This is a genomic window from Streptomyces niphimycinicus (genome assembly GCF_018883605.1).
In the GTDB taxonomy this organism is placed as follows: domain Bacteria; phylum Actinomycetota; class Actinomycetes; order Streptomycetales; family Streptomycetaceae; genus Streptomyces; species Streptomyces niphimycinicus.
The window spans coordinates 1-13679 of record NZ_JAHLEM010000366.1 but is presented as its reverse complement, the minus strand read 5'-3'; the positions used below and the strand labels follow the sequence as shown (position 1 = coordinate 13679).

The following is a 13679-nucleotide window of genomic DNA, read 5'->3' as shown; positions in this document are numbered from 1 at the left end:
GGGCGCCCTGGCCGCCGCTGTCGCTGACCACGGCGACACGCGGCCCGGTGGGCAGGGTGGTGGTCAGCAACTGCGCGGCCACGTCCACCAGCGCCGCGGGAGTGGGGACGCGCAGGGCCCCGGCGGCCCGGCAGGCGGCGTCGACGAGTTCCATCGGCGAGGTGAGGGCGCTGGTGTGGGAGCGCGCCGCGCGGGCCCCGGCCTCGCTGTCCCCGGCGGCGAGCAGGACGACCGGTTTACCGGCCGCGCGCAGCGCCCGCAGGGCGTCGAAGATCCGTCCGCCCTCGTGGAAGCTCTCGAGGTAGACCCCGACCGCGCGGGTCAGCTCGTGGTCGACGAGGTCCTCCAGGAGGTCGGCCATGGTGACGTCGAGCTGGCTGCCGACCGAGACGAACCGGGATATCCCGAGGCCGGAACGCTGGGAGAGCAGGGCTATCTCACTGCCCACCTGTCCGCTCTGGGAGACCACGGCCAGTCCCCCGGCGGTGAAGTCGCCCCAGGCGATGTGCAGGGAGGTGGCGGCGTCGAACAGGCCGAGGCTGCTCGGGCCGATCATCCTGGCACCGGCGGCGGCCACCTTGGCGGCGAGCCGCCGCTCGTCGTGGACCGCGGCGGTGATGCCCAGCAGTCCGCGTACGCCCAGTCCGAGCGCCTCGTCGACGACGGCGTCCAGATGTGCGGCGGGGACGCAGAGCGCGACCAGTTCGGGGACCTCGGGGAGGTCGCCGAGCGAGGCGGCAGTGGGAGCGCCGAGGATCTCGCCACCGCCGCGGGTGACCAGGTGCACCGTCCTCCGGTCCCGACCCGCCAGGGCGCCGCGGGCCAGCCAGTATCCCCATTTCGACGGATTGGCCGAAGCGCCGACGACGGCCACGGATGCCGGATCGCGGAAGGCGGCGAGTCCGGTGCGCCGGGTACCGGCGGGGGGCGAGGTGATGGGCATGGGTGCTGCGGCTCCTCTCGGCGGAGGGGGCGGTGAGGGTGGCGCTGGGGGGAAGGACTGCCGGGGGCCGTGGTGCGGGCGGGCCCGGTGGGGCCGGCGCATCGGGGTCCCGGTGGCCTGGAGACGCTGGTTCCGATCCACTCTTTACTGACTGGCCGTACAGTTAATCCGTCAGCATCGTGGATTCTTCCTCGTGCTTTGTCAATGACCCCGGGACACTTCACTGGCCGCCCGTTCAGCACCCGGTCACGACCGCGATCGGTCGACCCCTGGGGGCGGCGGCGGGGCATGTCCTATCCTCATGGCGTGACACGCAGCCGTAAGTACCCGAGTCTGCGCCGAGGGGAGATCCTTCGCGCCACCGTCTCCCAGATCAAGGAGCAGGGCATCCACACCCTGCGGATCTCCGATGTGGCCCGCGAGCTGTCGGTCAGCCCGGCGCTGGTGATCTACCACTTCCAGAACAAGGAAACGCTGATCGCCGAAGCCTTCGCCTGGGCCGTCCAGCGCGAGCTCGATCACCTGGACCACCTCACCGCCGGAGTGCCCACCGCGCTGGATCGGCTGCGCAGGGCGCTGGACTGGTACGCGCCGACCGGGCAGGCCAAGGGCTGGACCCTGTGGATCGAGGGCTGGTCGGGCGCACTGCGGGAGCCCACCCTGCGCAAGGTCGGCCGGGAGCTCGACCTGCGCTGGAAAGAGGCGCTGACCGCGATCATCCAGGACGGTGTGGACGCCAAGGAGTTCACCACCGACGACCCGCGGGGCGCGGTGTGGCGCATCACCGCCCTGCTGGACGGGGTGGCCGTGCAGACCATCGTGCACCGGGGCACCCAGGACCGTAAGCAGGCGGCCGACTGGTCGCGCCAGATCGTCGCGCGTGAGCTGGGCCTGAAGAGCGCCGATCTGGAGCGCGACTGAGCGGCGCGGCCGCGGCTCCCCGCCGCGAGCGACCGTGGGTGTCCTCCGCGGTCGGCTCCGGCATCCCTTCGCTGCCGGCTCCGGTTTCCTTCCGTGAGCGACGCCGGTTTCCCGACCGGGCCCTCCCCTGCCTGAGCACGCCTTCCGCAGGACACGGCGGACACTCCGCCCGACCCTGCGCTATTGACAAGCGCGGAACGCGTACTACATCGTCGTTCAGTAACGATAAGCATGCGGGCCACGCGGCAGGGTCATCCCGTGCCTCGGCCGCCGGGCCCAGCTCCTCACCACGAGTAGTTACCGAGCTCCCCTTCCGCCACCGTGGTTTCCCGACTCATACACCGGGACACGGGTGGCACGAGCTCCGCGTCGAGAGGCCAATCCATGAACGCGCACCACGGGACCGAGTCGTTCGACGTCATCGTTGTCGGCCTGGGCGGTCTGGGCTCCGCCGCCGCATGGCACCTGGCCGCCTCCGGGCACCGGGTGCTCGGCCTGGAACAGTTCTCCTTCGGCCATGACCGCGGAGCGTCCCACGACACCTCGCGCATCCTGCGCCACAGCTACCACCGGCCCGACTACGTCCGCCTCACCCGGCACGCCTACGACGACTGGGCCCATCTGGAGCGTTCCGCCGACGAGCGGTTCGTCACCACCACGGGCGGTGTGGACCTGTGTCCGCGCGACTCCTCGATCCCGTTGACCGACTACTGGCAGAGCCTGGACGCCGAAGGCATCCCGTACGAACTGCTGGACGCGGACGAGGTACGGCGCCGGTGGCCGCAGATCTCCGTGCCCGAGGACACCACCGCGATGTACCAGGAGCGCACCTCCATCGTGCCCGCGGCGCGGTCCACCGCCGCCATGCAGCGGCTGGCCGTCGCGGCCGGTTCGCAGTTGCGGGACAACACCCCGGTGACCGCCGTACGGCACGGTGCCCACGGGGTCGAGGTGGACACCCCAGGCGGCCGGTTCTCCGCCGGGCAGGTGGTGCTGTGCACCGACGCCTGGGCCAATACGCTGCTGGCCCCACTCGGCCGCGAGATCCCGCTGACCGTGCTGGAGGAGCAGGTCACCTACTTCACGCCCACGGATCCGGCACCGTTCGCCCCCGAGTCGTTCCCGGTCTGGATCTGGCTGGACGAACCGTGCTTCTACGGCTTCCCCTGCTACGGCGAGGCCACCGTGAAGGCCGGACAGGACTGCGGAGGGCCCGAGGTGGGCGCCGACGCGCGGTCGGGCAGCACCGATCTGGACCTGCTGGACCGGCTCACCCGGTTCATGGGCGAGCGCTTCCCGCTCAGCGGCCGTCCCATCAGGTCCAAGCGCTGCCTGTACACCCTGACCCCGGACCGTGACTTCATCCTCGGCCCGGTGCCCGGTGCCGAACGCGTCCTGGTCGGCCTCGGAGCGGCCCACGCCTTCAAGTTCGCGCCGACACTGGGCCGGATGCTGTCCGAACTGGCCGCGGATCCCAAGCTGGCGGACACCGAGGCGTACACCACCTTCCGGCTCGACCGGCCGGCGCTCACCGACAGCCAGTACCCGGTCAACTGGATGACCTGACCGGTGTGGTGGCCCGGTCCGGGGCCGGGCCACCACACCTCCATCCGAACCCGCATTCCCCACCCTTGACTGAACGCGCATTCAGTGACGAGTGCCCGCACTGGACGGAAGCCATGACAGCGACCCCCCTGAGCACACCTCCCCTCACCGGTGCCCCCCAGCCGCACCTCAAGCTGATCTGGACCGACCCGGTCACCGGGCGGCGCGGCTTCGTCGTCATCGACCGGCTGATCCGCGGCGTGGCCAGCGGTGGACTGCGGATGCGCGAGGGCTGCACCCTCGAAGAAGTGCGCGGCCTCGCGGCCGGGATGACCCGCAAGGAAGCGCTCCACTACGACCCGGACAACCGCTACATCCCGCTGGGCGGGGCCAAGGGCGGTATCGACTGTAGTCCGCACGATCCGCGGGCCCGCGAGATCCTCTCCCGGTTCCTGGAGGCCATGCGCTGCGTCCTGGAACACCACTGGACCACCGGTGAGGACCTCGGAGTGCGCCAGGACACCATCGACGAGGTCATCACCGAGGTCGGGCTGGCCAGTTCCATCCAGGCCATCTACCCCCTGCTGGACGACGACGCCCAGGCGCGGCAGCGGCTGGCGGACGCGTTCGCCATCGACGTCGACGGGGTGGCACTGCCCGAGCTGGTCGGTGGGCTGGGCGTGGCCGAATCGGCCCTCACCGCACTGGACGTGATCGGTCTCCCACGCGGTTCGGCACGCGCGGTGGTCCAGGGCTTCGGCTCGATGGGCGGTGCGACCGCCCGCTATCTGGCGCAGGCGGGCGTCACCGTGGTCGCGGTGGCCGACGCGCACGGTGTCATCACCAATCCGGACGGTCTGGACGTCGAACACCTGCTGCGCACCCGTGACCCGCTCGGCGGCATCGACCGCGGCCGGTTGCGTCCCGGGGACCGCGAAGCCGACGGTGACACCTGGCTGGACATCCCCTGCGACATCCTGGTGCCCGCGGCGGTCTCGTACTGCATCGACGCGGTCAACCAGACCCGGATCGACACCCGGATCATCGCCGAGGCCGCCAACATGCCCACCCTCCCCGAGGCGGAGGCCGCGCTGCACGCCCGCGGTGTCCAGGTGATCCCGGACTTCGTCGCCAACTCGGCCACCAACGCCTGGTGGTGGTGGACGCTCTTCGGCGACATCGGCGCCGACGCCGCCCAGGCCGACCACAAGGTGCGCGAGTCCATGCGCCGGATCACCACCGACATGCTCACCAACGCCCGGCAGTTCGGCATCACCCCCCGTGACGCCGCGCTCGGCGTCGTCGCCAACAAGATCGCCGCCATTGACGCCCGTTTCGGTCCCGGCGGCGTTACGGCCGGCCCGGTCCCCAGTGGAGGCAACCATGCCGCAGCGCTGTGAACTGGCCGTGATCGGCGGCGGATTGATGGGCGCCGCCACCGCCTGGGCGGCCAGCCGCCGCGGGCTGTCGGTCCTGCTGCTGGAACAGTTCGACCCGGGCCACCACCACGGGAGCTCCCACGGCAGTGCGCGGATCGTCCGCCGGGCCTACGACGACGCGATGTACACCCGGCTCACCGGGCGCGCCTTCGAGCTGTGGCGCGAGCTGGAGTTCGACAGCGGGTCGCCCCTGCTGCGGATATTGGGCGGGGTGGACTTCGGGGCCCGTTCCTACGTCGACGCCGTGGCCGGACAGCTCGCCGACGCGGCGGTGGAACACGAGGTGCTGGACCCGCGGGAGGCGGAACGCCGCTGGCCGGGCATGGTCTTCGAAGGGCCGGTGATCCATCATCCGCAGGCCGGGACGGTCGACGCGGCGGCGGCCGTGACCGCGTTCCTGGACGGCGCCGAACGCCGCGCCGCCACGCTCCGCTTCGGTACCGCGGTACGGTCCCTCCAGGAGGGACCCAGCGGTGTCCGGATCGTCCTCGACGACGGGGAGTCGGTGGAGGCCGCGCGGGTCGTGGTCGCGGCCGGGGGATGGACCGCGGAGCTGCTCGGCGACCGCCTCCCGCTGCCCGCGTTGACCGTCACCCAGCAGGACGCCTTCCACTTCCCCCGGCTCGACGCGGCCGCCGGCGCCTGGCCCAGTGTCATCCACGAGCACGGCAACGGCATCTACCACCTCGCCGGGGGCCGCGACGGCGGCCCGGGGGACGACCGGAAGATCGGCGAGCACTACGGAGGTCGCAGAACCACCGCGACCGGCCGGGACGGTGTCGTCACCGCCGCGACACGTCAGCGCCTGACCGAGTACGTCAAACGGTGGTTGCCGGGGCTGGATCCCGTGCCACGGACCGAGACCACCTGTCTGTACACCACGACACCGAGCGAGGACTTCCTCCTGGACCGGGTCGGTTCGCTCATCGTGTGCTCGCCCTGCTCGGGGCACGGGGCGAAGTTCGCCCCGCTCATCGGTGAACTGACGGCGGACCTGGTGACCGGTGGCGAGGGACCGCCCGCCGCCTTCCGGCTCGCCGCCCACACCGCCCGCCACGGCTGAGGCAGGGCGCCCGCGGCTGAGACACGGCGCCGTCGTTCCGGCAATGGCCGGAGCGGCGGCGCTTTCCGGTGTCCGCGGACACCACGGCGACGCCAGCCTGGTGTGCCATGATCGCTACAACGGACGACGCCTTCCTCGACCCCATCGCCGACCGGCTCACGGCGCTGCCAACGGTGCGCGCCGTGGCCCTGGGCGGCTCGCGGGCACAGGGCACCCACACCCCCGAGAGCGACTGGGACCTGGCCGTGTACTACCGCGGCGCCTTCGATCCGGACACCTTGCGTGCCGTCGGCTGGGACGGTGTGGTGTCCGAACTCGGCGGCTGGGGCGGCGGGGTGTTCAACGGGGGCGCCTGGCTCACCATCGACGGGCGGCGCGTCGACGTCCACTACCGCGACCTCGATGTCGTGGAGCACGGACTCGCCGAGGCCGGACAGGGCCGGTACCACCGGGAGCCACTGATGTTCTACCTCGCGGGCATCCCGAGGTATCCACAGATCGCCGAACTCGCCCTCAACACGGTGCTGCGCGGCTCCCTGCCCCGCCCTGCGTTCCCCGACGCGCTGCGTACGGCGCGGCTCCGCGGGAGTGGCGGGGCCGGGCCGCGGAGCGGCTCGCCTACGCCAGGACCGCCTACGCGACCCAGGGGAAGGCCACCGAACTGGCCGGGGCGGTCGCCACCGCCGCCCTGGAGACGGCCCACGCGGTGCCGGCGGCGCGCGGGGAATGGGTGACCAATGAGAAGCGGCTCCTGATGCGGGCGGGGCTGCGCACCGGTTGACCGCGCTGCGCCCTGCGGTCAGCGGCTGTCGTCCTCAACGGGCGCGGCGGCCTCCGCCGGCCGCTCTCCGGCGGCGGTCCGTTCCGGCTCCCGCGGCTTCGGCTCCCGCGGCGGGCCCGGGTCGGCGATCCGCAGTGCGAAGCATCCCGCCAGCACCGCGCCGAAGGCCGCCGCGAGGAAGGTCATGGGCAGGCCCCACGGCACGATGAGCACACCGGCCAGGGCACCGCCCGCCGCGGCGCCCCCGTAGGCCACGGTGCCGAACCAGGTGAACCCCTCGGTGGCCCGGGAGCTGTCAGTGCTCTGACTCGCCAGCATGTACTCCACGGAGGTGGCGGGCGCCATCAAGGTGCCGCCGACGGCGAGCAGCAGACCGAGCTGCCAGGGTTCGCGGGCGACGGCCAGCACGGCGAACCCCGCGGCGTTGGCGAAGATCAGGACGACGAGCTGGCGCACCAGGGGTGAGCGCGGCGCGAGGCGGATGTAGAGGATCCCGCCCATGATGCTCGCGGACGACCACACGCCCAGCAGCAGTCCGCTGGAGGACGGTGAGCCCGCCTCCACCGCGAAGGCGGGCACCAGGACCTCCAGGACGCCGTAGGCGACGGACATCAGGAAGGTGACCATCAGGATGCGGCGCATGGCGGGCGAGGCCAGCACATGCCCGCCACGGGCCGGACGCGGGGTGTCCCGGCTGCTGTAGGAGCGGATCACCGGGGCGCGGGCGAGGCTGAGAGAACCGACCGTCACCGCGGCGCCGCCTACCAGCAGGCCCACCGACGGGCTGGCGACCGCGCACACCAGTCCGGCCACCAACGGGCCCAGGACGTAGAGGATCTCGACGACCACGGCCTCGAAGCCGAAGGCGACGGGGTGGAGTCGGCCGTCGACCAGGTGGGGCCACACCGCCCGGGTGACCGCGGCGATCGGCGGCGCGGCGCCGCCCGCCACCGCGGCGCCCGCCACGATGGCCCACACCGGGGCACCGTTGTGCACCAGCAGCAGGAAACCGATGGTGGCCAGGGGGTTGGCACAGCCCACGACCACCATGACCCACACCGCGTGACCCCGGTCGGAGACACGGCCGTAGAAGGGGGACGTGGCGGCGAACGCGAGCCAGTTCGCCCCCATCGCCAGACCCGCCGCCCGGTAGGAGCCGGTGCTGTTCTGGACCAGCAGGACGAGCAGCACCGATGTCATCCCGACGGGCAACCGGGCCAGGATGGACGGCAGGACGACGGCGGGAACGCCCGGGGAACGCAACAGGGCCGGGTAACCGGCGCGCTCGCTGGACATGGCGGCTCCGGGAAGGGGACGTCGGGGCGGTGTGCGGTGGTGTCGGGGGCCAGGCCGTCGCTCTCGGGCGAGGTCGCCGCCCGTTGCAGTCAGGCGAGGTCGCGCGGCAGGGATCGCTGCCAGTCGCGTTCGAAGACCTGCTGGTCATCCTCGCCGGCCCGGACGGTGATGTCCGCCTCGTATCGGTCGGCGTGGGCGGTCAGGAACAGATCGGCGGCGGTGGTCACCCGTGCCTCGGGCCAGCCCACCGTGTACACACAGCGGGCCACCAGGGTCTGGTCGTGGGTGCGTTCGTCCACGGTGACCCGGCCGGTGTTCCGTGCCTCACACACCGTGCCGTCGTGGGTGGTCCAGACATCGGCGTAGTCCACGAAACAGGTGGTGGTGCGGGCCAGCACATCGCGTTCGACGGTCCAGGTCACCCCCTTGCCGTCGGGGAGCGACTCGGGGGTCACCTCGTGGAAGACCGGCGGTGGACACGGGCCCGGTCCGGCGGTGACCGGCAGTGTGAGCTCGCTCCCGGCGGCGTCCACGGTCAGGGTCAACGGCGTGGGCGGGGCGAAGGTGTTGGGCCAGTCGGCTCCGGCGAGGGACAGCCGCAGCCGGTGTCCGGGGGTCAGGACGCACGCGGTGGCATTCAGTTCGATGTCGACCGTCTCCGCACGCCCCGGTGTCAGCGGACGCGGTTCGGCGTCATGGCCGTCCCGGTGGGTGAGGTTGAGCAGGGTACGGGTGATCAGCGAGGAGGTGCCGTCGGGGAACACCTCGCTCAGCTTGGCCGACACATACGCCACGGGAGCGTCGGCGCTCACCTTCAGCCGCAGCCGGGGATGGCCCAGCAGTTCCAGGGAGCCCTCGGGCAGCGGCTGTTCGCCGACCGTCCACTCCCAGGTGAGGGAGTCGGCGTCGTCGTAACGCTGGTCGCTCGGCTGGCCCCAGGGCAGCGAACCGGCGCAGTCGATCCAGGCCGCCGTGCCGGTGGAGGGCTTGACGCGCAGCTCACGGGGATCCCGGCCGAGGCCCAGGGTGACTTCCCTCGCGCGGGCCGGCGGCCACTGCCGTTCGCTGCGCCACTCCCCCCGCAGTCGCGCGAGGTCCGGTTCGGGACGGGTGGAGTGCCGGGTGAAGTAGCTGATCGGGGGTTCGCGGTCGATGCCGTTGTCGATCCCCCTCAGCCAGCGGTCGAACCACCGGGCCATCTCCGGCACCAGGTCGATCCACGGACCGGGCAGCGAACTGCGGGTGGACATATGGCTCCACGGACCGATCAGCAGCCGGTAGGGCGTGCCCTGGTCCTGGAGCCGGCTGATGGTGCGGAAGCTGTTGTTGCGGTATCCGTCGGCCCAGCCCTGGACGATCATCGTGGGACAGCGCACCAGGTCGTAGTCGGGGCGGATCGAGCCGCGCCGCCAGAACGCGCCGTGGCGCTGGTTCTCCAGCCAGCTCAGCAGCCAGGGCTCCATGGTGTCCATCCGCTTGTGCCAGGTCTCGCGCCAGTCGGGACCGGCCAGTGCGGGCACCGGCGGCAGCGCGTTCATCGCGGCCAGGTAGAGCGGGTAGTCGATCAGGTCGACCGCGCGCAGCGCGCCGCCCAGGTAGTGGACGTCGTCGGTGTAGCGGTCGTCGGAGCTGTAGATGGGCACGATGGCCTTGAGGGCGGCCGGGGCGCGCATGGCGGCGTGGAAGGCGTTGAAACCGCTGTAGGAGGTGCCGAACATGCCCACCGAACCGTTGCACCACGGCTGTCCGGCGAGCCAGGCGATGACCTCGCACAGGTCCTCGGGCTCCCGTTCGGGGTACTCGTCGTCCGCGAACCCCTCGGAGCTGCCGGTGCCCCGCAGGTCCACCCGGCAGACGGCGAAGCGGTACTCGTCCCGGAAGCGCAGGTACTCGGGGCGGGCCTCCACTCCGAGGTGGTCGTCCTTGCGGTACGGAAGCGCCTCCAGCAGGACGGGGACGGGCTCCGGACCCGGTACGGGCAGATAGAGGGTGGCCGCGAGCCGTATCCCGTCACCGAGGGGGATGGTGGTGGTGTGCGTGGTGCCGGTCTCGGTGGTGGCGGTGGTCACGCGGGGTCCTCCTTCGCGTCGTGGGGCGACCGCGGTGCGGGATCGTCGGTGTCCAGCGGTGGGCAGATGTGGCGCTGACGCGGGGAGATCGCCGGTACCGCGCCCAGCAGCCGCCGGGTGTAGGTGTGTTCGGGGCTGCGGGTGATCTGCTCGGCGGTGCCGCGCTCCACGACGGTGCCGCGCAGCAGGACGTCCACCTCGTCGCTGATCCGCCGCACCACGTCGAGGTCATGGGTGATGAACAGATAGGCCAGCCGCCGCCGGGACTGGAGGTCCAGGAGGAGGTTGAGGATCTGGGCCTGGACCGACACGTCCAGAGCGGAGGTGGGTTCGTCGCAGATGACCAGGTCGGGGTCGGTGGCCAGGGCGCGGGCGATGCATACGCGCTGCCGCTGGCCGCCGGAGAACTTGTGCGGGTAGGCGTCGGGTTCGGCACCGTGCATACCGACCGAGTCCAGGAGTTCACGGACCCGCTCCTTGCCACCGTCCCGGTACATGCCGTGGGCGCGCAGGGGTTCGGCGACGATCTCACCGATGGTCAGCCGGGGGTCCATCGACTCGTACGGATCCTGGAAGACCATGCCGACGCTGCGCCGGAAGGCATGGCGGGACCGGCGGCCGCGGATCGCTTCGCCGCGGAAGCGGACGGTGCCGCTGTCGGCGCGCTCCAGACCGACGATGATGCGGGCGAGGGTGGACTTCCCCGAGCCCGACTCCCCGACGATGCTGACCGTACGCCCGGTCTCGATGCGCAGGTCCACGTCGTCCAGCGCGGTGTACTGGCCGTAGCGTTTGGTGATCCCGGTGGCTTCCAGCAGCGGTGTGCCGGGGGCGGGCTGGGGCGCGCTCACGGTGTCTCCTCCAGACGGTGACAGGCCGCGGTGTGGTCGTGGCCGACCCGGCGGGGCACGGGGAGTTCGGTGCCGCACCGGCCGTCGGCCTGCGGACACCGGGGGTGGAAGGGGCAGCCACCGGGCGGCCCGGCGACCGGCGGACTTCCGGAGATGGTGGTGAAGGGCTGCTTGGGCCCCGCGGTGCGGCCGCTCTGGAAACAGGTGAGGAGGGCCTGGGTGTAGGGGTGGCGCGCGCCTTCGAAGAGCGTGAGCACATCGGTGTGTTCGACCAGCCGCCCGCCGTAGAGCACGGCCACGTGGTCGGCGAGTTCCGCGACCACCGACATGTCGTGGGTGATCCAGATGACGGTGAGCCCGCACTGCTGCTGGAGCCTGCTGACCAGGGCCAGGATGTCCGCCTGGACGGTGACGTCCAGCGCGGTGGTGGGCTCGTCGGCGATCAGTAGCTGGGGGCGGAAGGCGAGCGCGATGGCGATGATGACCCGCTGCCGCATCCCGCCGGACAGCGCTCCCGGGTAGAGGCGCGCCACCCGGTCGGGGTCGGGGATGCCGACATCGGCCAGGCCCTGCCGGGCCAGTTCGGCGGCCTCGGCCCGGCTCGCCCCGCAGCGCACCTGGTGCACTTCGGCGATCTGCTTCCCGACCCGGATGACGGGGTTGAGGGCGGCCGAGGCGTCCTGGGCGAGGTAGGCGGCGGTGTGGCCGCGGGCCTCGCGCAGCGCCTTCCCCGTCAGCGCGGTCAGTTCGGTGTCGCCCACCGTCACGGACCCGCCGCTGATCGCGGCGCCGGGCGGCAGGATGCGCCCGGCGGCCAGCGCGAGGGTGGACTTCCCGGAGCCGGACTCGCCGACCAGGGCGGTGGTGGTGCCCGCGGGAACGGTCAGACTGACGTCCCGCAGGGCGGTGAAGTCGCCGTAGTTCACGGACAGACGGTCGACGGTGACCTCGCTGCCGAGGGTGGCGGCGGGAGCCGGGGCGGTGGTCATGGTGCCTCCGATGCGGCACGGGGGTCGATGGCGGACCGGAGCAGATCCACCAGGAGGTTGGCCGTGACCACGAGGGCGGCGGCCACGATGACGGTGCCGGTGAGCAGCGGGCGGTCCAGGTCCGTGAACGCATCGGTCTGCATCTGGCCGATACCGGGCCAGGCGAAGATCTTCTCGACGAAGACCACACCGGACAGGAACACGGCCACGTCCATGCCGATCAGGGTGGTCACCGGGGAGGCGATGTTGCGCAGCACATGGCGGGAGACGATCCGCCTGCGGCTGAGGCCCTTGGACACCGCGGTGCGCACGTACGACGAGGACAGCGCCTCGCGCATGCTGTCGCGGACCACGTTGGCGTAGTACGGCGAGCCCATCAGCCCGAGGGTGACCGCGGGCAGGACGAGCCGGGCCGGACCGGAGCCGCCGTCGATGGGGAAGACCGGCAACTGGTATCCGAACAGCAACAGGAGCAGGAAGCCCAGGGAGAACACGGGCATCGACAGCAGACCGACGTTGACGGTGGCCAGCAGCCAGCTTCGCTTGGGCCGCAGCGCCTCCCACATGCCCCACAGACCGCCGAGGACGAGTTCCACCACCAGTGCGGCGGCGGCCAGGGCAGCGGTGGCGGGCAGCCGTTCCAGGATGAGCGAGAGCACGGGCCGGTCGTTGGAGTAGGAGGTGCCCAGGTCGCCTTGGAGGACCGAGGAGAGGTAGTGGCCGAGCTGGGACCACCACGGGTCGTCCAGCCGTAGCTGTCCGCGGATCTCCTTGAGGACTTCGGGGGTGGCCTTGGGCCCGGCGATGCTGCGGGCCGGGTCGCCGGGGACGACGTACTGCAGCACGAAGGTGAGCAGGACGACCGCCAGGACGGTGAATGCGCCCAGCAGGATGCGGACGGCTATGCGTCGAGCCATGAGCGTCGCTCCGAGAGGGGGTTGCGGCGGTTGAGTCCCTCGGCGACCAGGACGAACGCCAGGACGGTCGCGATGACGAGGACGAGCGGGACGAACAGGGTGTGCGGTGCGTAGGTCATGCTGCTGGAGCCGTCGGCGAGCATGTTGCCCAGTTCGGGGGTGGGCGGCTGGATCCCGGCGCCCAGGTAGGACAGTCCGGCTCCGACCACCACGACGGCGGCGCCGTTGAGGGCGGCCACGTTGAGCAGGATGGTGGACAGGTGCGGCAGTACGTGGCGGCGCAGCGCGGTGTGGCGGCTCACCCCGTGGGCGAGGGCCGCCTCGACGAAGCCGCGGCCGCGCAGCCGTACCGTCTCCCCGTGCACCAGCCGTGCGGTCCAGGCCCAGTACAGGGCGGTGACCACGAGGATGATGCCGGTGGTGCCGCGGCCGACGATGCTCGCCAGGGCGAGGCCGGAGAGCACGGTGGGGACGGACAGGAACACATCGACGATGCGCATCAGCACCTGTTCGAACCAGCCGCGGTAGAAACCGGCGACGAGACCTACCGCGGCGCCCAGGGCCACCGAGGTGAGATTGGCGGACAGCGCGATGATGAGGGTCGCGCGCAGCCCGTAGAGGGTCCGGGCGAACAGGTCACGGCCGATGGCGTCGGTGCCCAACAGGTGTCCGTTCTCGCCGACTCCGGCGGGCAGGCCCTGGCTGGTGAGACTGTCGGTGTGGATGGTGTAGGGGGATCCGGCCATCGGGGCGCACAGCGCGAGGACGACCAGGAACCCCAGCAGACAGAGCCCGGTGAGCCACAGCCGCCGTCCCGCTTTGCGCGCGGTGGCGCGGGCGGCGGGACGGGGCCGGTCGGGCCGCG

Annotated in this window: 11 protein-coding genes and 1 pseudogene; 5 read left to right on the top strand and 7 right to left on the bottom strand. The window is 71.8% G+C overall.

The genetic code is table 11. The annotated features are described in order from the left end of the window. On the bottom strand, positions 1-943 hold a 943-nt coding region (locus KN815_RS29200), incomplete at its 3' end, for a CoA-binding protein (RefSeq protein WP_216344885.1). 306 nt (positions 944-1249) lie between these two features. Here KN815_RS29200 and KN815_RS29195 point away from each other — a divergent pair. The 5 genes and pseudogenes from KN815_RS29195 to KN815_RS29175 form a co-directional block, all read left to right on the top strand. After that, the gene (locus tag KN815_RS29195) at positions 1250-1864 is read left to right on the top strand and encodes a TetR/AcrR family transcriptional regulator (protein ID WP_253209308.1); all 615 of its coding nucleotides are present in this window, start codon (positions 1250-1252) and stop codon (positions 1862-1864) included. Positions 1865-2248: 384 nt separating this feature from the next. Next, the gene (solA, locus tag KN815_RS29190) at positions 2249-3430 is read left to right on the top strand and encodes an N-methyl-L-tryptophan oxidase (RefSeq protein ID WP_216344883.1); all 1182 of its coding nucleotides are present in this window, start codon (positions 2249-2251) and stop codon (positions 3428-3430) included. Between the two features lie 113 nt (positions 3431-3543). Beyond that, positions 3544-4809, top strand: a complete 1266-nt coding sequence (locus KN815_RS29185) for a Glu/Leu/Phe/Val dehydrogenase dimerization domain-containing protein (RefSeq protein WP_216344882.1) — start codon at positions 3544-3546, stop codon at positions 4807-4809. Further along, positions 4793-5911 (top strand): FAD-dependent oxidoreductase, encoded by a 1119-nt coding sequence (locus tag KN815_RS29180; protein ID WP_216344881.1) that lies wholly within the window; start codon positions 4793-4795, stop codon positions 5909-5911. Before KN815_RS29185 ends, KN815_RS29180 begins: the two co-directional genes overlap by 17 nt. Before the next feature lie 107 nt (positions 5912-6018). Continuing rightward, a pseudogene (locus KN815_RS29175) lies at positions 6019-6683 on the top strand (nucleotidyltransferase domain-containing protein); the annotation flags it as partial. Between the two features lie 27 nt (positions 6684-6710). On the opposite strand, the gene KN815_RS29170 reads toward KN815_RS29175, so the two are convergent. From KN815_RS29170 to KN815_RS29145, 6 genes are all read right to left on the bottom strand, one after another. Further along, positions 6711-7988: an MFS transporter gene (locus KN815_RS29170; RefSeq protein WP_216344880.1), complete on the bottom strand. Its 1278-nt coding sequence runs from the start codon at positions 7986-7988 to the stop codon at positions 6711-6713. Positions 7989-8077: 89 nt separating this feature from the next. After that, positions 8078-10057 carry a CocE/NonD family hydrolase gene (locus KN815_RS29165; protein ID WP_216344879.1) on the bottom strand — a complete coding sequence of 660 codons (1980 nt, stop codon included), beginning with the start codon at positions 10055-10057 and terminating at the stop codon, positions 8078-8080. Further along, on the bottom strand, positions 10054-10908 hold the full coding sequence (locus KN815_RS29160; RefSeq protein ID WP_216344878.1) for an ABC transporter ATP-binding protein: 855 nt from the start codon (positions 10906-10908) through the stop codon (positions 10054-10056). Before KN815_RS29160 ends, KN815_RS29165 begins: the two co-directional genes overlap by 4 nt. Continuing rightward, positions 10905-11897, bottom strand: a complete 993-nt coding sequence (locus KN815_RS29155) for an ABC transporter ATP-binding protein (protein WP_216344877.1) — start codon at positions 11895-11897, stop codon at positions 10905-10907. Before KN815_RS29155 ends, KN815_RS29160 begins: the two co-directional genes overlap by 4 nt. Further along, on the bottom strand, positions 11894-12814 hold the full coding sequence (locus KN815_RS29150) for an ABC transporter permease (RefSeq protein WP_253209307.1): 921 nt from the start codon (positions 12812-12814) through the stop codon (positions 11894-11896). Before KN815_RS29150 ends, KN815_RS29155 begins: the two co-directional genes overlap by 4 nt. Beyond that, on the bottom strand, positions 12799-13679 hold an 881-nt coding region (locus KN815_RS29145; RefSeq protein WP_216344876.1), incomplete at its 5' end, for an ABC transporter permease. The genes KN815_RS29145 and KN815_RS29150, both read right to left, overlap by 16 nt.